Raw genomic sequence first — 21,590 nt, forward strand, 5'->3', positions numbered from 1 at the left:
CGATTACGAATCAATACCCTCATCACTTGATTGCTGATCAAAATTAAGTGCTTTAAAAATGTCTTGTGAGGAAGTATTAACATCCATATCAAAAATACTTACTTGATGATCCACTTCAAACGCATCGGTTTTAATTTCTGCAGGAGCAGAACCACTGGTTGGTTCATTTTCAATTGTTTCATCGTTAGCTTCTTCAAAAGCAACTAAATGCGCAAGTCGTTGTTCTTCATCCATTCGAATCAAACGAACACCTTTAGCTTGTCTTCCCATTGTGCGAATTTCTGTCGGTGAAAGTCGAATCATTTTTCCGGTCGTATCGATAAGAAGAACGTTCGATTCATCAGTAACCGCGCATAGCCCTATAACTTCTCCATTACGCGTATCGGTCGGAATCGTTCGAACACCATAACCACCACGATGCGCAACGCGGAAATCTTCAGCTTTTACACGTTTTCCATACCCGCGAGATGTCGCGAATAAAATATCACGATCGTCAGCTATAACTTCCATACCCACAACGCGATCTCCACCACGCAAACGAATTCCCATAACGCCCGATGCTTGGCGGCCCATTTGACGCACTTCAGTTTCTTTAAAGCGAATACCTTGGCCTTTTGCCGTGGCTATAACGATCGAATCGTTGCCGGAGCTTAATGCGCAGAATACTAATTCATCGCCATCGCGCAAGCTGACTGCGCGAATTCCTGAGCTGCGAATATTTGAAAATTCACCAGCGTCGGTACGTTTAATGATGCCATTTTTGGTCAGCATCACGAGCGATTTACCTTCCATCTCCCGAATGCACAGAAGTTTAACCACGTGCTCATTAGGATTTAATTGCAGCAAGTTAACAATTGCGCGTCCTTTGGATGTTCGAGAACCTTCAGGCGCTTCAAAAACGTTCATGCTGTATACGCGTCCTAAATTCGTGAAGAACATTAATTCATCATGCGTTTTAGCTACAAAAACATCTTTTACAAAATCACCCGACTCTTCAAGCGGCGCCATGCCCATTTTTCCTTTTCCGCCCCGATGCTGAACACCGTAAGTAGAAAGTGGAACGCGCTTGAGATACCCGCGATCGGTAAGGGTCACCACCGTCTCTTCATCAGGAATAAGATCCGCTTCAGTGAGAATATCGATCGGACCTTCAATTTTTGTTCTGCGAGGATCAGCGTAATCGGTTTTAATAGTGACTAATTCTTTTTCGATCTCTTTTTTCAAAATTGTTTTATCGGCCAAAATCAATTTGAGGCCGTTGATAATTTTTTTGAGATCTTCCATTTCCGCAAATATTTTTTCTTGCTCAAGCCCTGTTAAACGCTGCAAGCGCATTTCAAGAACCGCTTTCCCTTGTTCTTGAGTGAGTAAAAAGCGCTGATTTAATTTCGCAATCGCTTCCTCGGGCGTAGATGAAGCTTTTATAAGCGCTACCACTTCATCAATATTATTGAGAACGATAATGAAACCAGCAAGAAGATGTTCGCGCGCTTGCGCTCTGCCAAGATCGTAAACAGTTCGTTTATAAATCACTTCTTGGCGATGCAAAAGAAACTCACGAATCAGATCGCGTAAGCTGAAAATCAATGGACGATTTTCAAGTAATCCAAGCATCAAAATAGAAACGCTTGTTTCTAGCTGAGTGAATTTATACAGCTGATTGAGCACCACGGTCGGAATCTCGCCCCGTTTGAGTTCAATCACAACGCGCATACCTTTTTTATCAGATTCATCGCGAATATTGGAAATGCCGTCGATAATTTTATCTTTAACCAAATCTGCAATTTTTATAATCAATTCAGCTTTGTTTACTTGATACGGAAGTTCGTTAATAACAAGCGCACTTCCTTTTTTAGTTTCTTCAATTTCGACAACGCCGCGTAAAATTAAATTGCCACGCCCTGTTTTATAAGCGCGTACAATGCCGGCACGGCCGCAAATAATGCCGCCTGTTGGAAAATCGGGAGCAGGAATTTTTTCAAAGAGTTCTTCATCGGTCATCGACTCATTTGCCAAATACGCTAAGCATGCATCTATTACTTCGCCCAAATTGTGTGGTGGAATTGCGGTCGCCATACCCACGGCAATGCCCGAAGTTCCATTAATTAGTAAGTTGGGTAACTTGCTTGGGAGAACAACCGGCTCAACGGTGGATTCATCAAAGTTTGGAACAAAATGGACCGTCTCTTTATCGAGATCCGCCAAAATTTCCTGAGAAATTTTTTCCATGCGTACTTCTGTGTAACGCATCGCTGCCGCATTATCACCGTCTACCGATCCCCAGTTTCCTTGGCCATCTAAAAGTGGATATCGTTTTGAAAATTCTTGAACCATACCTACCATGGTATTATAAACAGCTTGATCACCATGGGGATGGTACTTACCCAGTACTTCACCGACGATACGAACAGATTTGTGATACGGTTTATTATAATGAAAACCAAGCTGATTCATGGTATAAAGCACGCGGCGATGCACCGGCTTCAATCCATCACGCACATCGGGAATTGCACGACTAACGACGACCGACATCGCATAATCAAGAAACGAACTTTTGAGCTCATCCTCAATCAAAACTGGCTTAAGTTTGCCGGTAAGATTTTCGTTTTGAGCATCATGAGTTGAAGATGACATACCATGACCTTTCTAAATACCGCACTAATTTCTTTTGATTGAGAAGTTATTGAATGTTTTGCGTTAATGCAAGATTATATACTTTAATAATATCCTGAATTTCAAAAGGAGACAAGTTCAAAGAGGTTGATAAAATAGAGTTAACTGTGCAAAAATAAATCGTTTTGAAAACACCTAAAACCTACCTGAGGAGGATTCTTATGAAACCATTCTTCTCTAATCCCATTTTTTTTGTGTTCACCGTTCTTATGGGAACCTCACCTGTTGTAAACGCAATGAATCCGTTCTTTAAACCCCATCAGTATCCAAAACAAAAAACTAGCAAGCCTGAGAAAATCTTTATTGAATTAACAGATTTCACGAATAACAACTATTTCCTTCATAAAGGTTGGTATGACGTTGAAGATTTACGGTATGATCTATCTAAAGAGGCTATTGAAAGAGCCAGTCTGTTTTTTAGAGAGTTCATGGCAATTTCTATGGCTCATAAATGCTCTGCTTCAATTATAGCATTCCAAAAGCTTGGAATAAATAAAATTAACAATTTTGAACAAGCACAAAAACTAAAAAACATCGTTTATGAATTAACCGCTTCTGCCTGCTGCATGCCGCTCGATAGCGCTAGCCAGGAATTTGCTCTTCGCAAGAAAGCTGGCATCGAATAACGATCGCGCTTTTATCTACGGATGTTAGAAATTTACAAATTCGGCGTGTTCAAGTAAACTGCAAGCATGCAACTAACATTTCTCAATCTTTCATCTTGAATATCATGGATATCAAAAAAATTAAATTACAAGATTTTACGCCAGACCGTATTCGCAATTTCTCCATCATAGCTCATATTGATCACGGAAAATCATCACTTTCCGATCGTTTACTGGAAACTACCGGCACCCTATCAAACCTGAAGCACCACGAACAATTTCTTGATAAGCTTCAGGTTGAAAAAGAGCGAGGCATAACCGTTAAAGCGCAAACCGCTTCAATGTTTCATACTTATAAAGGCAAAACGTATCTTTTGAATTTAATTGATACCCCTGGCCACGTGGACTTCAGCTATGAAGTTTCGCGCTCTCTCTATGCCTGCCAAGGCGCGCTGTTGCTCGTTGATGCTTCACAAGGCGTTGAAGCACAAACTATTGCCAACTTTTATTTGGCTTTCGAACAAGGCCTTTCGATTATTCCCGCAATTAATAAAGTAGACCTTGCCACGGCAGATTTGCCACGAGTTCTTGGCGAAATGAAAAAAATGTTCGATTTTGATGAACATGAGGTCATCGGGACATCTGCAAAATCTGGGATTGGGATTCAGCAAATACTAGATGCAGTAATTGAACGCATTCCGGCACCAGAAAGTGCGCTCGATAAACCGCTGAAAGCACTTCTTTTTGATTCATGGTTTGATGAATACAAAGGGGTTGTTTGTCTTTTAGCTATTAAAGATGGAAAAATAAGCAAAGGCGATATTATAGAGCTTGCACACTCAAACGTGCAATACGAAGTTCTTGAACTCGGGTTAATGTATCCAGATCAAACTCCCATGGATTCGCTCTATGCGGGCCAAGTAGGTTATTTAATTTCCGGTATGAAAACGGTTAAAGAAGCGCGGATCGGGGATACGATTTATCAAGCGCGCAAAGAAGTCGTACCTTTTCCCGGATTCAAACCTGCAAAACCAATGGTGTTTGCCGGTATTTATCCGGTCGATAATACCGAATTTGAATTATTGCGAACCGCAATTGAAAAATTAACACTCAACGATGCAAGCGTAACGGTAGAGAAAAAAACATCGGTCGCTTTAGGGCTCGGATTTAAATGTGGTTTTCTTGGATTACTTCATATGGATGTTTTCAAGCAACGGCTCGAGCAAGAATACGATATAACCGCAATCGTTACGGCACCAAGCGTTCTTTACAAAATTCGCAAATCGCATACAAATGAAATTGTAAACATAGAAAGCCCTGCCGACTTTCCGGATCCTAGCCAGATTGAAGAAGTTATGGAGCCGGTAATTAATGCAACAATTATTGTTCCAAAAGAATATTTGGGCGGTATTATCAAACTCTGCCAAGATAAAAGAGGTGTACAAAAAGAGCTTTCTTATTTGAGCGAAGATCGCGTGATCATGCATTATACCCTTCCCCTCAATGAAGTGGCCACCGATTTTTACGATCAACTTAAATCTATAAGTTCAGGATACGCGAGCTTCGATTATGAAGAAGCTGGGTTCCAACCGGGAGATTTGGTTAAGATGGATGTGCTTTTAAATGGTAAGCCGGTTGACGCACTCTCAACGATTGTTCATAACGATAAAGCGTACCAAGAAGGAAAAGATCTGGTGGCTCGTCTTAAAGAAGTAATTAAGCGTCAGCTTTTTGAGGTAGCCATTCAAGCTGCTATTGGCGCAAAAATTATCGCGAGAGAATCAATTTCTGCATTGCGCAAAAACGTTACCGCAAAATGTTATGGCGGCGATATTTCACGAAAACGTAAGCTGCTTGAAAAGCAAAAAGAAGGTAAAAAGAAAATGAAGCAAGTGGGTAGCGTTGAGGTGCCTCATGAAGCGTTCCTTGCTATCTTAAAAAAATCGGATTCGTAAAAAAAAGGAATACGGAATGAAAACGGAGATGCCGCTCGTTGAAGGAAATGAAGCGAATATAGTTTCCGGCAATTTTTTCATTTTCTACGCATTTGATGTGGGAGATGACATTGCGCTCAACAAAGTTGAAGCAAGCAATGAACTCTTAATTAAACAACATACGCTTTCAAAATATTTTAAAAATTATCATATCCCATTAGCAGTCGATCTTCCCCAAGCTTCTGCCAATTCCAAATGCATCAAAGCGACGCTGCATAGCTTTGGCGTTATTTCACTCGTTTACAAAGTGCCTTTTAAAGATACGCTCGAGACGATGAAAAAAACGCTCAATACTCTCGATGCAGAATTTCGCGAGCAAAGTATTGCCGATGCACATGCTATATTTAGCAAAATAAAAAACTATATTAAGCAAGCTCGATTTTTTCATTTACGGAATTCGTACGTTGTTATACAAGTTGATCAGGATCCGCAACTGAGCGTTGTCGATCTCAAGCAAAATCATGGTAGTACAATCGTTTCGCTGCTGCAATTTGAAACCGAAAGCCTTTCAGAATATCAAAAAGATGCCATTATGGAATCGGCCACCGGTTACTATCGCGGCGATTTAATTATTATCGATACTGCCGCAGCATTTGTTTACGACGAAGATTATGTAGAAATTCTAGATCTCTTTGAGTTTGCAAATATTCAGCAATTAGAACTGCATTATTACGACCGCATTCTTGATCAGCAACTCAATGTGGTTTATCAGCAAGAAGCATGGTCGCTTCCGATTACTGCTTACATTCCGTTTATTAGTTCACTCGCCAAAGATCCAATTAGCAATCTCGATCGGCTGAAAGTAGAAATTTCGGTTATTATTGAGCGCATAGAAAGTAGCGTGAAAACGGCGGGCGATGTATACGTTGCTGAAACCTATACGCTGCTTGTTGAAAAACTCGATTTAAAAAGCTGGAAAGATTCGCTCAATACCAAACTCGATATTATTAAAGATGTACTTTCAGTTTATCAAAGCAAAATCGATACAACGCGCGAAGATCTACTTTCAGTACTCGTCATTGTATTAATTTTTATTGAGCTCGTAGTCGGTATTTTGAGTTATTTAAAATAAATTAGCAAATTTAATCTTGTTCAAATTCGACAGTCTTAAGAGACTTTGGACCTCGGACATTGACTAAATCAGCATAAAGCAGAGTTTGCTTTATCTTCAGTCTTATTTCAGCATCGCCCATTTGATCTATTTCTTCCTTTGAAAATTTTTCTACGAGAGGATATAAATCACGTTTAGGCTTTCTTATCAGTTTACTTAGATATTGATTTGAGTGGTTAGCTGGCAAATAAACATTTTCTGAGTTTTTTTGTATTTCTTTATACTTATTTATCCACAAGCCTAAAAAGGCGAGCGGTCGTTCGACCTGCCTTTGAACCATCTCTAGCTCTATTTTTTTTTGTTGCCACGAATGAATGTATTGAGGTGCATGCCCTATCATATTCATTTGCTCTGTTGCCCAATTTTTTCCCTTTGGGTCTTGATATTTATCTGGATGCCAAATCTTGGCGTTAGCTTTTTTGAGTTCGTTTGCTTTTTTTTCCAGCATTTCTTTCGGTTCATTACCATTAACACCTAAAAAAATGCAACATTTTTCCAATTCTAAAGGGTCCACAGCATCAAACCTTGCCTTTGCTCTTTGTAATTCATCAGCATAATAACTTTGAAATAGTTCTAGGTTAGAAACGATGCTATTAAGATGTTTCTTCTTATTTTTATACAAACGCTCTCTTTCATCCGATAATGAATAGTACGGCGTCTCGAAAACAAAAGGTTTTAAAATGACGGGTTTTCTAAATTCGATTTTACTGAAAGCCTCCGCGTTAGAAACCGTTTCGGACCATTCATTTAGAAGGTTCCCAGCTTTATCATTCCACTCTTTGCCCACAAGAGGCTTAGAAATCTGAGCAAGCACAATTTGCTTAATTTCTTGTTCTAATAGTTGTAACGATTTTCGCTTTTCTTTAGGCTGCAATTTCGGGTTTTGGATAATTTCTTGTACTGCATCCTGTACTTGCTTGGTATTTGCTAAATTATTGTAAGCCCTTCTGAATTCTTCCTGGTCAACGACTTTGGGCCAAGAGGTAAGGAGCGTGACGTATAAAGTAGCTAAAATGGTTACCGAGTTCATTGCGTTTGATTTGAATAATTCAGACACAATCGGTTTTATTTCGGGATCGCTAGCAAGAAAAAGTGTGTCTTTTTTATTTGCGATGTTTTCTGTTATTGCATGAATAATAGAGTCTTGACTCCCGTCAACTTTTGAAAAATCAATGTCCTCAATCAATTTAACTAAAAATTCCGATCCAGGCCCAGCGTTTGCAGATTTGTTAGAAATATTTTTAAAAAGCTGAGCATAGAGTTCATTTTCTCGTGGCGTCAAGTCAAGCTGAACAAACCACATTGCTTGTTGCTTCTTTTTTAATAATTTGGCTTGTCTTAATTGCTCTTGATAACCATTAGTAACAATTCTATTATATATTCCCTTGAGATTAATCGCATAAGCCGAAATAGCAAACAATTGAAGAATTAAAAAAAATCCCACCCTAAAAATAATCATCTGTATCCCTATGAAACAATCGTTACTTTTGCCGGACGCAACACTTGATTATTAAGCATATAACCTTTTTGGAGAACCGCCGCAATAGATCCGGATTCTTTTCCATCGGTTGCTTGAACGCTCATTACCGCTTCATGAAAATTTGGATTGAATAACGCATTATCGGTAATTTCTTTTACCCCAAATTTTTCAAGTAATTTTTGCAAATTCTTTCTAATAAGAGAAAAGCCTTCAAGATGTGCTGCCATAGTTTTATCGGCCATCGCATTATCGCTTAAAGCGCGATCAAAGTTATCGACAATATCAAGCAACGGCACTAACAAATTTTTTTGCATCCCAAACATCACCGCAGTTTGTTCTTTTTCCAGACGCTTTTTAAAATTTTCAAAATCAGCATTGAGAAGCGCATAGTTACGCTTGATCTCAGCCAATTGTGCCTCACAAGCCTCTAAAGCTTTATCGCCCGCTTGATTACCCTCTGTAACGCTGTTTTCATCTTGCGCTTGATGATTAATAGCCGAATTATCCATAGATATACCTTTTGCAATTTTTTTGTGTCTTTCTCGTTAGTATAGCATATGATGAATACGTGACAACTCTGCCTTTTTAGTATATCTATAATACGCAGCCGTTTGACCAGAAAAAAATTACTTTGGCTTGAAAGAGTTTTTGGTTTGGTACATAGCGAATAAAATTGCCAATCAGGCAGCATTAAGGATATAAACAGATGAAGGCTAACATTGGTTGCCTGCTTGCACTATTTTTACTTTTTTGCTCACACGCAACGCTCCCTATTGATAACCCACATTTTTATCGCGCTCTCAGATTTTGGGATGAGCCCCGTTTTGAACGAAATAAATTGAGTTCATGGCAACTCAATAGCGGATTTGCGCGCACCAGCCACTCGCGCGATGACAGCGGAAAAATCGGCCCCCTTTTTGATATTATTGGTCCGCAAAATATGCAGCTTATCGGCTTAGGTGTGCCAAATCTTGATCCAGCAAATCCGATTGATCAAATTTTAATAGCATTAGCTGAGCTCCCGCAAAATGGTACGTTTGGAAAGCTATCATTTACCGGAAACTTTGCACTCTTTGAATGCATTGGAGAATATTATCAAAATTTGAAAAACGGTTTTTTTCTTCAATTTCATATGCCGCTCATTCGCTCGCTGACCATTTCCAATATTCATTTCGAGGACCTATCACCAAGAGATGATACCTTTCCAAATATAACGACTCCCGAGTGGCAAGCATTTCTTGGCGATTTGGGGCCAATTTTTAATCGTTACGGCGTCCGATTCAAACCAACATCCCACAGAACCGGCATTGGTGATTTTTCGTTTCTTGCAGGCTGGGCCGGCACGTATCAAGATACTTGTATTTTAGATTTTCTTGATGCGAGTGCAAAAATCGGGGTCCTTTTTCCTACCGCCCAAACAACAAACATCGATCAACCGTTTGATCTGCCACTCGGTTATAATGGGCACTATGGATTACCATTAAAATTCGATTGTGCAATTGGTTTTTTTGATTGGGTGACCATCGGCTTTCATAGCGGGGCATTGTTTCTTTTTAAAAAAGATCGAACGATACGGCTCAAAACTGCTGAGCAACAAAATGGGTTCATCCTCCTTGCTCAAAACAAAGTGCAAATAGATCCAGGAACTATTTGGGAATTAGGCACGTATTTTAAAGCGGATCATTTTGTGCGTGGCTTATCACTTTTGGCTGGGTATTCATTTACTAAGCGCGATGCAGATTCGCTTGAGCTTAAAACGGGCGGGAGCTATTTTAATGAACTCGTCATCAACTCAGATGAACGATTGCGCGGATGGAACATGCATACCGTTCATGCAATGATAGAGTACGATTGCGCCGATACTCTAAGAGATGTTGGCCCACGTATCGGTTTCTGGTTTGATATTATTGCTGGTGGCAGACGCATTTTTAACGCACATCTTTATGATTTAATGATCGGCCTTGATTGCGCGTGGGTATACTAAAACATCCCCACTTGATGACAAAGTCATGCCGTGGGGCCCCAAATTTAATCCCCCGCTCGGACGAAACGTAGCCGCGAGGACCCCAAATTTCATCCGAAAAAGCATGGCTTTATTTGCGAAATAATTAAAATCATCAGAAACATAAGGTTTTTTTCGTACTAAGACCCGGCATAGCTTTAGCGTAGACGGGTATCAAACTACTCAAGCAGTGCAATTTCATCGCGTGATTCGCGCAAATATTCAAGATCTAGGCGCATTTCTTCAAATCGTTGACTAAAAATAGAAACATCTTCTCCTGTGCTCTCTTTAATTTTTTGGCATACGAGGCGATATTTATTTGCAAGTACGGTAACCATCCGCATTAAATAAATAGTGTCTTCTGGCAAAAAGGAAGCCGATTCAGGGCAATTAAAAACCATGCGCTTCACTTCATGCATCAACTGCTCAAGGTTCTTCTTCAAAAGGGGAATTTTTTCCGCCAACTGTTCAAACGGTTCATGTGTTAAATAAAGATCAAGATCGCTCCACACACTTTTGCAGATCGCTTCAATATGATAAAATTGGCTGTAGGGATAAAGATATTCGGTTGAAACCGCCACCATATCGGTTAATGGGTGCTCTGTAGCTCTCATGTGAAAAAAAAGAAGAAAAAGTACCATCGATTTCAGATGTTTCATGTTCAGACTCCACTTAACCTCAAATGTTGCCTCATCATCTCCAGAATGCATTATTTATTTTCTAATTGTCAATTAAAAATAAATAGAAGCTCCTAAATGAGCGGCTTTTACACAAAAAAGAGCGGTTGAACGATTTAGTTATGGAGTCAAGGCAATAAGAAGCCGCGAAGAGAACGATCTCAGCTCTTTATACGCTATAAAACAACACCCAATAAAAACAGCAGTTTTAACGTAGCCAGAAACTACATAATAGGGCGCTGAGAATTCATTTTTATAGAGATTCGCAAGATCGGGGAGGGAACGATTCGCTCTATGGAGGGCTTTCAAATCCCTGTTAAAAGGAGGTGTGCAACCGACGAATTTGGGAAATCCCAATAAGCGATGCCCTAGATGTTCCATGTGGGCTGCATCATTTCTCTGAGAGTTAGCCGACACTTCCAAAAACTGATCTTGAACTCGGTGGTAAAGCAAATTGGGTTCTAAAATATAAGTCGTGTGAATTTGCTTTGAACTTTGTTTGTATACTTTCCGTAGCCGATAAATTTGTATATCACTGCCAATAATTAAATTGCCCTGAGAAAGCCACATAAGATAATCAGCCGTTTTTTGAATCTGAGCTGGTTCTTGCGAAGTAAAATCTTGCCAGGCAACGATAATTGAAGAGTTATCGTCCATGCAACGCATATCGTTGTACGGCGTTAAAGCAATTATAGTTAAAAAAATAAGGCCATTTTTCATAAATTATTTCAAATTACCCAAAGTAACCATTGCTCCACCGATAATGCCGACCACTAAACTACAAAATGCTACCGTATTTGGCACGCTTGCGCACTTTTTTACTTGCAAATGGAACGGTTTATTATCATCATCGCTACTGGGCGCAACAGAACAAGTGTAAATATCATCAATGAAACATCCATTGATGCGGACATCACAATGCCATGTATTTTTTCTGCACTGAATATTACTTATGCTTCCATTTTTTTCTAATCCGAAAACATTTAATAATCTATCGTGTTCATCAGCCTCAGATTTAGATCGCGCCAACGCCCGCGCTATTTCATAAAAGCTGGTGAATTCTTTATCGAAGCTTATTTCTTTTGGATCTGGCGTATATTTACGTACGCTCGCCAATTGTTTATCGAAATCATCGGCCCACGTCACACTTTTAGGTGTTTTTGCCATAGGAAAAATCGCCTGTGGAGTTGACACTATCAATAAGATAAAAACTTTGGTGCAACTTTTCATATCAGTTCTCAATATTTTCATCTTTTTTGCGTTTTTTTCCATCAGAGCTAGTCGGAGCGTGATCTATAGGACGCTTTAACGAAATAGTTTTCACGGTTTTGCCATCTTTAGTTATGGTAAACGTAATTTTTTTGCCAGTTGCTCTCAGATTGCCAATCCTATGTGTAAAATCAAATCCAAATAGCTTAAGAAAGAGCTCTTTCTCTTTCTTTTTATTGAGCATCACGCCAGGAACAAGAGTAAAAACTGTGGAAAATTGTTCATCGGTTGTCGATGAATTGAATTCTTCCGCAGGAGTCGGCAAATAGCGTTCGAAAAATCTTATCTGGGCTAATTCTTTCGGCCAAGAAACACGCTTCTGTTTTTTTTGATCTGTTTGCTCCATTGCAACTATCTGAAGTGGGATCAGTGCCCCTACTAATAATGCTTTACTTAGATTCATTGTCTTGTTTCCTATCAAGATGCATAAATGCAATGAATAGTATAGCGTAAGAAAATAAAAAAGGTGGCTTTAACGCCACCTTTTAAAATAAAATTCTAATTATTATTCGTTATTTGGCTGAAACCAATTTATAATGGGGCCCCGGCGACATGATCACAGATCATGAGTGGGGATTTAAAATGGCAAGTCGTCTTGAAATGGCGGCTCATCTTTGAACTCTAGTTCGCCACTTTTTCCCGCCGGTTTCTTTTTTGCTGCTGCTGGCATTTCATCATAATCAACATCGATTTCTGCCGTTGCGGCCGCTTGCACGCTATCGTTACCGCGTGATGCTGGGCGCATTGAGCGTTCGCCAGTTTCCGCATCAGCGCCACCGCCGTTGCCCAGGAATACAACGCGATCTGCAACGATCGAGTATTTATTGCGCTTTTGGCCTTCTGGAGATTCCCACGTATCAAATTTCAAACGGCCTTCAACAAGCACTGCGCGCCCCTTTGCTAAAAATTGACGGCAGCTTTCTGCTTGCGCACCAAAAACATCTGCATCAATAAAGCACACTTCTTGCACCATCTGCCCAGATTGTTTATTGCGATACTGGCGATTTGAAGCTAAGCCTAATTGGCACACCGCTTGACCGGATGCTAATTGTTTAAATTCAGGATCACGAGTCAAATTACCCATAATAATAATACGATTATAGCCAGCCACGAGATGTCCTTTCCAAACGGGAAAAATTTATTATTTTTATTTTGATAATAACAGAAAAAAAAAATTACTTAAGACAAGGGATCTTTATATACATTGCTTTTTTAATTGATCCCGTTTTTTTTGCAGATCTTCTTTAGTGGGATTTGCAAAGAGGCGTTCCCCATCAATTAAATCTTGCAACTCTTGCATAAAGGTTTGATTTAAGCGTGCACACGCAAGAATGGTATCGTTATTTTGTTTAATTAATTCTCCATACAGTTGCCCGATCTCATCCTTGAGAGCGCCAACACGTTCTTTCTTTGGCGCGGGAGAATTACTCACTAAAATACACAAAGCAAAAACTGGAATAATTAATCGATGCATGCCGACCTCCTTAACTTCATCGCTTGAACTGCGTACGAAAAAAGAGCTGCTACAGAAAAAAATGCGGTAATGAACACCAGCATAATGCTGCTTTGAAAAAAACTCTTTTTCATTAAATCACCGATGAGAACCACCATAAGAATGGTTTGGATTCCCATAGCCAACTTTCCCCAAACATCCGCTTTAATCGTCGCTCCGTTTGTAAAAAACAAGTAAGCCGCACCGCAAATGAGCGTACATTCTTTTATAACGTACAGCATAAAGAACCAAACCGGGAGCTGCTGCGTATAAAACGTAAAAAAAACAACAAGCGCTCCGATTAACAGTTTATCTGCTAGCGGATCAAGCAGCGCTCCAATGATTGTTTGCTGTTTAAGAAATCGAGCAAGCATACCATCAAGCACATCGCTGATCGCGGCGCATATAAAAAAAATAAATGCACGTAAATACGATTGATCATGCAACGCATAAACAATAAAAGGAATGAGTGCAATGCGAAAAAGCGTAATCAATGTCGGCAAGGTACACCATGCGTACCAATTGAGGTGTTTTTCGCTTATCAATTTCATAATGCATCACCCGATGCATTTTTCGTAATTGTACCACTTCCAATGCATACAGCATCATCATAAAATACAGCAAATTGGCCCGGCGCAATTCCCTGATCGCGCCCTTCAAGCTGCACAAATGCACTCTTTTTTTCACGATTATAATCGACACACGCTTTATAAATTTGAGCGCCGTGCCGCATTTTTACTAAAAATTCTTTCTGTTCAGGATCTCTTCCTGAAATCCAATGGCAATCGCCAACATAAAATGAATTTCGTTCTTTTTCCGCGCTGTGATAATTTTTAGAAATAAAGACAATATTTTTTTCAGGATCTTTATCGGCAACATACCAAGGACCGCCAGCAAGCCCCAATCCCTGCCGTTGGCCTATCGTATAAAACCAAAAGCCCTTATGGGTACCCACTATTTTTCCCGTTTCCAATTCAACCAGCGTACCCTCTTTTTCACCAAGATGATGGCGCAGAAAAGCGGCAAAATCAAGCGTTCCCAAAAAGCAAATTCCTTGGCTATCTTTGCGCGTTTTATTTGGTAAATCGAACTCTTGAGCCAGCGCTCGCACCTCATTTTTTTGCAAATGCCCGATAGGAAAAAGCGCTCGGCCTAATTGTTCCTGGCTTAAATGCGAGAGAAAATAGCTTTGATCCTTGATAGGATCTGGTGCCCGGCTGAGAACAAATACCCCGTTTTCTTCGTGTACTTGTGCATAATGCCCCGTTGCCACTTTATCAAATGACCCATCAATTTTTGAAAAGAAAGCACCAAACTTTATTCGTTGATTGCATAAAATATCTGGATTTGGAGTATTTCCCATTTTCACTTGGGAAATCGTATAGGAAACTACTTGCTCCCAATACTCTTTTTGAAGAGAGATTACTTCAAGCGGCACATCAAGCTGCGCACAAACCGCCTGAACGTACGATAAATCTTCTTCCCATGGGCAATTCCCTAAAAAAGAAAGCTCATCCTCAAGCCAGATTTTTAAGTAAAAAGCGGTCACCTTATGCCCCTGATCGCGCAACAATTTGAGCGCAACCGAGCTATCAACACCGCCAGATACGAGAACCGCAATATTCATCCAAAAACCCTTACTAAATCAACTACTCTCCTAGAATAGCGCAAAAACTAAAAAAAATCAGGCCCGGCTTACAGGTTCCGCCCCGTTTACCCTCCAGCTTACCGTTATCGAGCGAATGTATTGATTTATCCTGGCACACTTTACTAAATTTCGATGGATCGTAAGGGCAAAAAATCTCATTTTAATAAACGGAGGTGTTATGAAAAAATTATATTATATCGTGCAACTTGTTTTTGTGGGGGCCCAACTGGCAACTATAAGCCGAGCCAGCGAAATTAACGAACAAAAAAAACAACTCATCGCCGAAGCTAAAAGAGCACTATGCGCCGATACTGCCTATGAAGTAATTGGCGTAGATAAGGCGGCTGCGGAAAAAACAATTAAAACCACCTCGATTAATTTGCTGCAAAAATTCCATCCAGATACGATTAATAGACGGTTTCCCGGCGATCAAGAAATAAAAAAAGTAACCGAAGCGGCCTATCAACAAATAAATAACGCGTACGATGCTCTTAAATCAAATCCACCAGCTCGGTTCAGATCGTTCAAGAGCCTAGGTGCTGCAAACACAAAAAACGCAGAGGGTTTTAAAGAGTTAGGATTTGACACAGATTGCACAGGCAAATCATTTGACGCAAAAAAACCGGTAAATCCATCAACGCCCCTTTATGAAAAAATAGCCAGTGCCTCGCCCTACGAAATCTATCAACAGTTTAATAACTTGAGCATCCCAGCATTTGCTGTCGATTCATTCAGTAAATCTGGCATCCAGAAAGAAGATTTTGATAAGTGGGCCAATTACGCGCAAGCAGCTAATGGATACGTCACATCGCAAATAAATAAGGGAGCCGCAGCCCAAGGCTATGCTCTTCAAGTTTCGTCGCTGAACGACATTCTTACTTTAGTGAAATACACCGCTCAAAAATTGAAAGATAAGCAAATCGGGGCGGCAAGAAAACAAGAAACAGAAACTGAATTACGAAAAAAACTACAAGAAGCTTCGCTGATCGAAAAAACAACGTTTGATTCAATTGCACGGCAAAATCCAGCACCTGCCGACTGGATTGCAAAAGCCGATAGTTCGAAACTTATGATCCAAACAGATACAAAAGGAAGCATTTCCTACGGCTCATTCTTTTCTCAATGGGATAAGCTGCACCAAGGAACAAAAGGCCGCGTATTTACCGATAGCGATTTTATAAACTTCTTAAAGCAAAATGGGATCACGAGCAAATATAAGATTGCAGATGTTGCCGATACGCTGGATCAAGTTATTTATCGCTTGCAAAAAGATAACGAAAAATTGAGCAAAGAGATCGAAACAAGCTGGTTTGGCAACGATGGCAGAAAAAAGAAAATTGAAAGTAACTTAGCCTTTATTAACACGGCGCAAGCGATTATTAAACGAGTTCGCGACATCTATCCAAGCGCTTCATCGCTCCAAATGGCGCAAATCTCTACAACAAAAGACAAAGTGGGCACCATTCTTTATGCACAAGCAAGTATTTATCAAATTGCTCTCAATAAATTGATGAAAGAAGTGCAAGCGTTATAAAATATGAAGGGCCGGTTTATCGCCGGCCCTTCATATCGATAACAGTTAGGGTCAATTTCAATAATTGACCCTTTTTTATAAATGACAAATTCATTCTCTGGAATTATACTGAAATAAAAAATCATTATTTCAGGTAAGCACAATGAATCTGTTAGTCCATCTCGAGCAAGCATTTCACGATTTCTTAATCAAAACATTTGGTATCGACAAAAATCTCCTTAAAGATCACGCACTTTCCCTTAATGTTGATGAGCAAAAGCAAACATTTGGCGATCTATCAAGCAATAGCGCAATGATTTTGGCCAAGCCACTTTCTATGCAGCCGCGAGCAATTGCACAACAAATTCAAGAAAAATTCACTCATCCGATTGTTGAAAAAATAGAAATCGCTGGCCCGGGATTTTTAAATTTCTTCCTAACGCAAGATGCGTTTATTACCCTTGCAGAAACGCTGTATGAGCAAGAAGATCAATTTTTCAAGCTTGAGCAATCGGCGCCTCGCTCTAATTTCAATATCGAATTTGTAAGCGCAAACCCAACGGGCCCACTTCATTTGGGGCACGGCCGCGGCGGCATTATCGGCGACGTTTTAGGCAATATTTTGCGCTTCTTGGGGCACAACGTAACCAAAGAATTTTATATCAACGATGCGGGCAATCAAATCCAAAAGCTCGGCGCGTCGTTTAAAGCACGATGCCTGCAAGTACTCGGAAAAGATGCACAATTGCCTGAAGAGGGCTACCAAGGTGAATATTTAGTTGAACTTGCACGCACATGCGTGGACAAATATGGCGTTTCTCTTCTTGGTGAAGATGATGCTTTTTTTGCGCAGTATGCAAAAACGGCCCTTCTTGAAGCGATCAAAAAGACCCTTGCTGAGTACGGCATTACCTTTGATGTTTGGTTTTCAGAAAAAACGTTACACGAAAGCGGAGCGATCGATAAAAGCCTCGCAAAATTAGCCAAGAATAATGCGACCTACGAAAAAGATGGTGCGTTATGGTTCCGCTCAACAGAGTATGGAGACGATAAAGATCGCGTTGTGCGTAAAACTTCCGGCGAGCTGACCTATGCAGCGGCCGATATTGCCTATCTTGAAAACAAAATTGAACGCGGCGCCGATAGATTAGTAATTGTGCTTGGTCAAGATCATCATAGCTATAAGCAGCGCCTTGCGGGAATCTTGCAAGCGCTTGGTTACAATAAAGAAATGCTTGATGTCATTTTATATCAGCTGGTCACCCTTAAAGAGGGCGGTGAAGCGCTCAGAATGTCCAAACGTGCTGGGCGCATAGTAAATTTGCGCGATGTTATTGAAGCAGTGGGAAAAGATGTCGCCCGCTTTTTCTATTTGAACCGTAAGGCTGATGCGCATCTCGATTTTGACATCGAACTCGCGCTTAAAAAAACTGAAGAGAATCCAGTATTTTATATTCAATATGCATACGTTCGCACCGGTAGCATTCTAGAAAAAAGTAAGCACGAAGAAGGACTGGCTGAAATTGGCGTGCATGATGCGAAGAATTTAGGCAAAGCTGAGCAACTTTTGATAAAAAAAATGGTTTCGCTCAAAACATTGCTCGAAACTATTGGTAATACGCATCAAACCCACGCACTTACGTATTATATTCTTGAATTGGCACAACTTTTCCATAGTTATTATGCAAAAAATCGCGTGATTGATGCGGACCATATCGAGCAAAGCCGCGGACGACTCTTGCTGATCAAATTATTGAGAAATACCTTTAGCACCAGCATGAAGCTTATTGGTATTAGTTGCCCTGAGAAAATGTAAACTTAGCATTAATTAATATGAAATTATTAATTTCAATAATAACTATCGTTTTGTTTTACATTTCTGCACCCGCAAGCTGCATGGATTTTCATCCAAAAGATAAAAAACCGAATCCACTCAGTTATTCAATAACTTTGCAAAGTATAAAAAACACTTCGTGTGAACTCTATTTGTTACTTCAGTCAAATACGGATTCTTTAGGGGAGATTGAAAGTAAACAGAATATCATGAGCAAAATCGATAAAGAGGAAATAATAGCAATAGAGCTTAAGCCTAAAACAGAAACAGCAATAAATAAAAATTTATCTTAAACGAATCTTTGCTTTATACGGTTGTGGAAGGTATACCGCAGTACGAAAAAGTCACGTATAGACCGGCACGAAGAATAATATTATTTAATACGAATGATAGCAAATTGTATAATCTGGAACTCTGGATAAAATTGAAACTTTTATCAAATTCTAACAAATATTATTTTAATAAGCTTTCATATGAAACCATATTTAATACAACTCTTCATTTCAGCCAGTCTGATCATAAAGAAATAGGCCCCTCTGATGGGTTACAATCCCACGTTCGATACGATATTCTTAATAAAAATGGCATTAACCAATCTGAACATCCTTCGGCTTCAATGATTTCTACGGTGACTATTTCTGAACCAATTGAAGAATCTGAAGCGACTTTTACATACGATTGGGGACCAGACTGGAATATATAAGCAATTTGCCAATTATGGCCTTTCTGGCAAACTAATAGTCAAAGTACTATTTTTTTGATACAGGAGCCCTCATATGGCAAAAGTCAGCTTAGATCTTATACAAGAATTACGAAACCGCACCGGCGTTGGTATGCTTGATTGCAGAAAAGCGCTTGAAGAAACAGAAGGCAATGTTGAGAAAGCGGTTGAGCTTTTGCGTAAAAAAGGGGCAGCCGTGGCTGCAAAACGTGGCGCAAACGTTACTGATCAAGGTTTAGTTCACGCCTACATTCACCCAGGTGCACGCGTTGGTGTTTTAATTGAAATCAACTGCGAAACAGATTTTGTAGCAGCTACGGAAGATCTTAAAAAATTTGCAAACGATATTTGCATGCATATCGCTGCAATGAAACCACTGTACCTTTCTCCAGAACAGGTAGATCCAAAGTTCCTGGAACGAGAAATCGATATAGTTAAAGCACAACTTGCAAGTTCAGGAAAACCTGAAAAGATAATCAATCAGATCGTTGAAGGCAAAATACAAAAAGTATACAGCGAAGTATGCTTGCTTAATCAGCCGTTTATTAAGAATGATCAACTAACCGTTGATTAATTATTGAAAGAGCTTATTGGTAAAATTGGCGAAAATATCAAAATCAAACAGTTTGCACGCTACGAAATTGGCGTAAACTAAAGTACTGAGATCAAGAAAACCGCTCTCGCGAGCAAACTAAGATTGATGTATGCATAGCAAAACTACGATTTTATTGAAATTGACGGGCGAAATACTTGTTTCGCCCCTTACTCAAGCGCTTGATAGCCAACGGGTCCGGGTTATTGCTCAACAAATTAAACAGCTGCAAGCGACGCATCGTTTTGGCATTGTTATCGGCGGCGGAAATTTTTTCCGTGGCAGTAAGCAGGGAACAGCTTTGGGATTAACCCCATCTGTCGGCCACCAAATTGGCATGCTTGCAACGATGATGAACGGTCTCATTGTCAAAGACCTTCTTGAACAAGAAGGATTACCTTGCACCGTTTTTTGCGCTGTTCCGTCACCCGAAGTTGGTTCTCCAATTTCGGCGCAGACAATTCAAAATGCCCGGGCTGGTAATTCGCTCATGATTTTTACTGGCGGTACCGGAAATCCGTTTTTTACCACCGATACGACCGCAATTTTGCGCGGCTTACAAATTAATGCACACGAAGTTTGGAAATGTACGAGCGTCGATGGCGTTTATACTGCAGACCCAAAAACAGCGCCACACGCCCAACTTGTTGCCTCACTTTCCTATAACGATGCATTAATGCAAAAGCTTGGCATCATGGATGCAACAGCGATCGCGTTAGCGCGCGAATCTCGATTGCCGATTCGGGTGTTTAACATTTTTAGCGATAATGCACTCGTGCGCGCAGCTAACGATAGCACGTTTGGCAGTACCATAAGTTAGTTACTGAAAAAAATTGTTTGAAAGGGATACTATGATAACATTGAAACTTACAGAACAAAACACCAAAGAATTTGAAAAAGCGATGAATGTCGAAATGGATAAACCCATTAAACATTTCGAACGCGAACTCATAACAATTCGTACAGGCCGCGCACATCCATCTCTTGTGGAAGATATAAAAGTTGCAGCATATGGCAATAGCACCATGCGCTTGAAAGAAACCGCTTCGATCACAACGCCAGAAGCGCGCTTGATTGTTATTCAACCATGGGATCCTGCCGTTATCGGTGATATAGAACGCGCATTGCGTGAATCTGAGCTTGGGATTTCACCGCAAAACGATGGTTCAGGAATCTTGCGCGTCATCTTGCCAGAAATTTCTACCGCGCGTCGCGATGAATTAGTTAAAGTATTAGGTAAGAAATTGGAAGATGCACGCATTAGCATTCGTAATGTACGCAAAGATTTTCACAATCTCGTACGCGATAGCCAAAAGGCGAAAGCTATATCTGAAGATCATTCGCGCCGATTGAGCGATCTGCTACAAAAAATCACCGATGATTTTATTAAAAAAGCAGAAGCGTTGGCAGAGAAAAAAGAAAAAGAAATTACGACAGTTTAATTTGACGTTTTAATGCACCTGAACTACACTCTATCGTGTAGTTTTTGGGCCGCTAGCTCAATTGGTAGAGCGACAGACTCTTAATCTGCAGGTTATTGGTTCGATTCCAATGCGGCCCACCAGTTTACGCCCTAACGGGCTACGCCTGGCGCGGCCAGGTTAATGCGGAGGCTGTCCGGCGTAGTTTGTCGAGTCTGATGACCCGGATAAACGAAGCCTGGACCGACGCAGCAGTTTCCATACATTGAAATATTATCGCAAGAGTGGCGGAATTGGCAGACGCACTGGACTTAGGATCCAGCTCCCGAAAGGGAATAGGGGTTCGACTCCCCTCTCTTGCACCATACTTCGCCAAGGCTTCGTAAGTCGAGCCAATCTTTTAAAGGGGAAGTATGCCCTTCGTAGCTCGTTTTCACGAGCAAAGTAGGGACCACTTTCAATTCTGACCCTTTTTTCTTTTTGTTCATCCTATTTCCGAAATGCGTTGCTTTTATTCATGAAAACCTTTTGCAAAGAGTATTGAACTGCGCTAAGTTC

The 21,590-nt window shown here is 40.3% G+C and carries 22 protein-coding genes and 2 tRNA genes; 13 read left to right on the top strand and 11 right to left on the bottom strand.

Features of this window, described 5'->3' with window-relative positions:
* Positions 1–3 precede the first annotated feature (3 nt).
* A complete protein-coding gene (gene gyrA, locus VHO47_03185) occupies positions 4–2,634 on the bottom strand; it encodes a DNA gyrase subunit A (GenBank protein ID HEX2978098.1) in 2,631 nt (876 codons plus the stop codon).
* Positions 2,635–2,834: 200 nt separating this feature from the next.
* Between gyrA and VHO47_03190 the strand changes: the two genes are divergently transcribed.
* From VHO47_03190 to VHO47_03200, 3 genes are all read left to right on the top strand, one after another.
* A complete protein-coding gene (locus VHO47_03190) occupies positions 2,835–3,299 on the top strand; it encodes a hypothetical protein (GenBank protein HEX2978099.1) in 465 nt (154 codons plus the stop codon).
* Positions 3,300–3,403: 104 nt separating this feature from the next.
* A complete protein-coding gene (gene lepA, locus VHO47_03195; protein ID HEX2978100.1) occupies positions 3,404–5,233 on the top strand; it encodes a translation elongation factor 4 in 1,830 nt (609 codons plus the stop codon).
* A 16-nt stretch (positions 5,234–5,249) separates the two neighbouring features.
* A complete protein-coding gene (locus VHO47_03200; protein HEX2978101.1) occupies positions 5,250–6,344 on the top strand; it encodes a hypothetical protein in 1,095 nt (364 codons plus the stop codon).
* Positions 6,345–6,354: 10 nt separating this feature from the next.
* On the opposite strand, the gene VHO47_03205 is transcribed toward VHO47_03200, so the two are convergent.
* The gene (locus tag VHO47_03205; GenBank protein HEX2978102.1) at positions 6,355–7,842 is read right to left on the bottom strand and encodes a hypothetical protein; all 1,488 of its coding nucleotides are present in this window, start codon (positions 7,840–7,842) and stop codon (positions 6,355–6,357) included.
* 8 nt (positions 7,843–7,850) lie between these two features.
* Positions 7,851–8,372: a nucleotide exchange factor GrpE gene (locus VHO47_03210; protein HEX2978103.1), complete on the bottom strand. Its 522-nt coding sequence runs from the start codon at positions 8,370–8,372 to the stop codon at positions 7,851–7,853.
* Positions 8,373–8,569: 197 nt separating this feature from the next.
* On the opposite strand from VHO47_03210, the gene VHO47_03215 reads away from it, so the two are divergent.
* A complete protein-coding gene (locus tag VHO47_03215) occupies positions 8,570–9,847 on the top strand; it encodes a hypothetical protein (GenBank protein ID HEX2978104.1) in 1,278 nt (425 codons plus the stop codon).
* A 197-nt stretch (positions 9,848–10,044) separates the two neighbouring features.
* Here VHO47_03215 and VHO47_03220 read toward each other — a convergent pair whose 3' ends face one another.
* The 8 genes from VHO47_03220 to mnmA all read right to left on the bottom strand — a co-directional run bounded on the left by VHO47_03220 (position 10,045) and on the right by mnmA (position 14,930).
* Positions 10,045–10,524, bottom strand: coding sequence for a hypothetical protein (locus tag VHO47_03220; protein HEX2978105.1), 480 nt, complete (start codon positions 10,522–10,524; stop codon positions 10,045–10,047).
* A 138-nt stretch (positions 10,525–10,662) separates the two neighbouring features.
* Positions 10,663–11,262, bottom strand: coding sequence for a hypothetical protein (locus tag VHO47_03225; protein HEX2978106.1), 600 nt, complete (start codon positions 11,260–11,262; stop codon positions 10,663–10,665).
* Between the two features lie 3 nt (positions 11,263–11,265).
* A complete protein-coding gene (locus tag VHO47_03230) occupies positions 11,266–11,709 on the bottom strand; it encodes a hypothetical protein (GenBank protein HEX2978107.1) in 444 nt (147 codons plus the stop codon).
* 64 nt (positions 11,710–11,773) lie between these two features.
* Positions 11,774–12,214, bottom strand: a complete 441-nt coding sequence (locus tag VHO47_03235; protein HEX2978108.1) for a hypothetical protein — start codon at positions 12,212–12,214, stop codon at positions 11,774–11,776.
* A 174-nt stretch (positions 12,215–12,388) separates the two neighbouring features.
* Positions 12,389–12,922, bottom strand: coding sequence for a single-stranded DNA-binding protein (gene ssb, locus VHO47_03240; GenBank protein HEX2978109.1), 534 nt, complete (start codon positions 12,920–12,922; stop codon positions 12,389–12,391).
* An 84-nt stretch (positions 12,923–13,006) separates the two neighbouring features.
* A complete protein-coding gene (locus VHO47_03245; protein HEX2978110.1) occupies positions 13,007–13,285 on the bottom strand; it encodes a hypothetical protein in 279 nt (92 codons plus the stop codon).
* Positions 13,273–13,854 (bottom strand): CDP-alcohol phosphatidyltransferase family protein, encoded by a 582-nt coding sequence (locus VHO47_03250; GenBank protein HEX2978111.1) that lies wholly within the window; start codon positions 13,852–13,854, stop codon positions 13,273–13,275. The genes VHO47_03245 and VHO47_03250 overlap by 13 nt, the downstream gene beginning before the upstream one ends.
* On the bottom strand, positions 13,851–14,930 hold the full coding sequence (mnmA, locus tag VHO47_03255) for a tRNA 2-thiouridine(34) synthase MnmA (protein HEX2978112.1): 1,080 nt from the start codon (positions 14,928–14,930) through the stop codon (positions 13,851–13,853). Before mnmA ends, VHO47_03250 begins: the two co-directional genes overlap by 4 nt.
* A gap of 199 nt (positions 14,931–15,129) precedes the next feature.
* Between mnmA and VHO47_03260 the strand changes: the two genes are divergently transcribed.
* The 9 genes from VHO47_03260 (at position 15,130) to VHO47_03300 (ending at position 21,397) form a co-directional block, all read left to right on the top strand.
* The gene (locus tag VHO47_03260; protein HEX2978113.1) at positions 15,130–16,485 is read left to right on the top strand and encodes a DnaJ domain-containing protein; all 1,356 of its coding nucleotides are present in this window, start codon (positions 15,130–15,132) and stop codon (positions 16,483–16,485) included.
* 142 nt (positions 16,486–16,627) lie between these two features.
* Positions 16,628–18,280: an arginine--tRNA ligase gene (argS, locus tag VHO47_03265; GenBank protein HEX2978114.1), complete on the top strand. Its 1,653-nt coding sequence runs from the start codon at positions 16,628–16,630 to the stop codon at positions 18,278–18,280.
* 17 nt (positions 18,281–18,297) lie between these two features.
* Complete coding sequence (locus VHO47_03270) at positions 18,298–18,591, top strand: hypothetical protein (protein ID HEX2978115.1); 294 nt, start codon at positions 18,298–18,300, stop codon at positions 18,589–18,591.
* Between the two features lie 131 nt (positions 18,592–18,722).
* Positions 18,723–19,001: a hypothetical protein gene (locus VHO47_03275; GenBank protein ID HEX2978116.1), complete on the top strand. Its 279-nt coding sequence runs from the start codon at positions 18,723–18,725 to the stop codon at positions 18,999–19,001.
* Positions 19,002–19,074: 73 nt separating this feature from the next.
* The gene (locus VHO47_03280) at positions 19,075–19,593 is read left to right on the top strand and encodes a translation elongation factor Ts (GenBank protein HEX2978117.1); all 519 of its coding nucleotides are present in this window, start codon (positions 19,075–19,077) and stop codon (positions 19,591–19,593) included.
* Between the two features lie 130 nt (positions 19,594–19,723).
* A complete protein-coding gene (locus VHO47_03285; protein ID HEX2978118.1) occupies positions 19,724–20,431 on the top strand; it encodes a hypothetical protein in 708 nt (235 codons plus the stop codon).
* Between the two features lie 31 nt (positions 20,432–20,462).
* Positions 20,463–21,053 (top strand): ribosome recycling factor, encoded by a 591-nt coding sequence (frr, locus tag VHO47_03290; GenBank protein HEX2978119.1) that lies wholly within the window; start codon positions 20,463–20,465, stop codon positions 21,051–21,053.
* Positions 21,054–21,099: 46 nt separating this feature from the next.
* Positions 21,100–21,175, top strand: a tRNA-Lys gene (locus VHO47_03295).
* Positions 21,176–21,310: 135 nt separating this feature from the next.
* A tRNA-Leu gene (locus tag VHO47_03300) sits at positions 21,311–21,397 on the top strand.
* Positions 21,398–21,590 lie beyond the last annotated feature (193 nt).

Source organism: Candidatus Babeliales bacterium (assembly GCA_036260945.1).
GTDB lineage: Bacteria > Babelota > Babeliae > Babelales > JACPOV01 > JACPOV01.

Bases quoted from the DNA above. Each gene is read 5' to 3' on its own strand.
- VHO47_03260 (HEX2978113.1), top strand. From the start codon at position 15,130: ATGAAAAAATTATATTATATCGTGCAACTTGTTTTTGTGGGGGCCCAA.
- frr (HEX2978119.1), top strand. From the start codon at position 20,463: ATGATAACATTGAAACTTACAGAACAAAACACCAAAGAATTTGAAAAA.
- VHO47_03270 (HEX2978115.1), top strand. From the start codon at position 18,298: ATGAAATTATTAATTTCAATAATAACTATCGTTTTGTTTTACATTTCT.
- argS (HEX2978114.1), top strand. From the start codon at position 16,628: ATGAATCTGTTAGTCCATCTCGAGCAAGCATTTCACGATTTCTTAATC.
- VHO47_03230 (HEX2978107.1), bottom strand. From the start codon at position 11,709: ATGGCAAAAACACCTAAAAGTGTGACGTGGGCCGATGATTTCGATAAA.
- VHO47_03200 (HEX2978101.1), top strand. From the start codon at position 5,250: ATGAAAACGGAGATGCCGCTCGTTGAAGGAAATGAAGCGAATATAGTT.
- lepA (HEX2978100.1), top strand. From the start codon at position 3,404: ATGGATATCAAAAAAATTAAATTACAAGATTTTACGCCAGACCGTATT.
- VHO47_03280 (HEX2978117.1), top strand. From the start codon at position 19,075: ATGGCAAAAGTCAGCTTAGATCTTATACAAGAATTACGAAACCGCACC.
- VHO47_03250 (HEX2978111.1), bottom strand. From the start codon at position 13,854: ATGAAATTGATAAGCGAAAAACACCTCAATTGGTACGCATGGTGTACC.
- mnmA (HEX2978112.1), bottom strand. From the start codon at position 14,930: ATGAATATTGCGGTTCTCGTATCTGGCGGTGTTGATAGCTCGGTTGCG.
- VHO47_03235 (HEX2978108.1), bottom strand. From the start codon at position 12,214: ATGAATCTAAGTAAAGCATTATTAGTAGGGGCACTGATCCCACTTCAG.
- VHO47_03215 (HEX2978104.1), top strand. From the start codon at position 8,570: ATGAAGGCTAACATTGGTTGCCTGCTTGCACTATTTTTACTTTTTTGC.
- VHO47_03285 (HEX2978118.1), top strand. From the start codon at position 19,724: ATGCATAGCAAAACTACGATTTTATTGAAATTGACGGGCGAAATACTT.
- VHO47_03210 (HEX2978103.1), bottom strand. From the start codon at position 8,372: ATGGATAATTCGGCTATTAATCATCAAGCGCAAGATGAAAACAGCGTT.
- gyrA (HEX2978098.1), bottom strand. From the start codon at position 2,634: ATGTCATCTTCAACTCATGATGCTCAAAACGAAAATCTTACCGGCAAA.
- VHO47_03190 (HEX2978099.1), top strand. From the start codon at position 2,835: ATGAAACCATTCTTCTCTAATCCCATTTTTTTTGTGTTCACCGTTCTT.
- VHO47_03220 (HEX2978105.1), bottom strand. From the start codon at position 10,524: ATGAAACATCTGAAATCGATGGTACTTTTTCTTCTTTTTTTTCACATG.
- VHO47_03245 (HEX2978110.1), bottom strand. From the start codon at position 13,285: ATGCATCGATTAATTATTCCAGTTTTTGCTTTGTGTATTTTAGTGAGT.
- VHO47_03225 (HEX2978106.1), bottom strand. From the start codon at position 11,262: ATGAAAAATGGCCTTATTTTTTTAACTATAATTGCTTTAACGCCGTAC.
- VHO47_03205 (HEX2978102.1), bottom strand. From the start codon at position 7,842: ATGATTATTTTTAGGGTGGGATTTTTTTTAATTCTTCAATTGTTTGCT.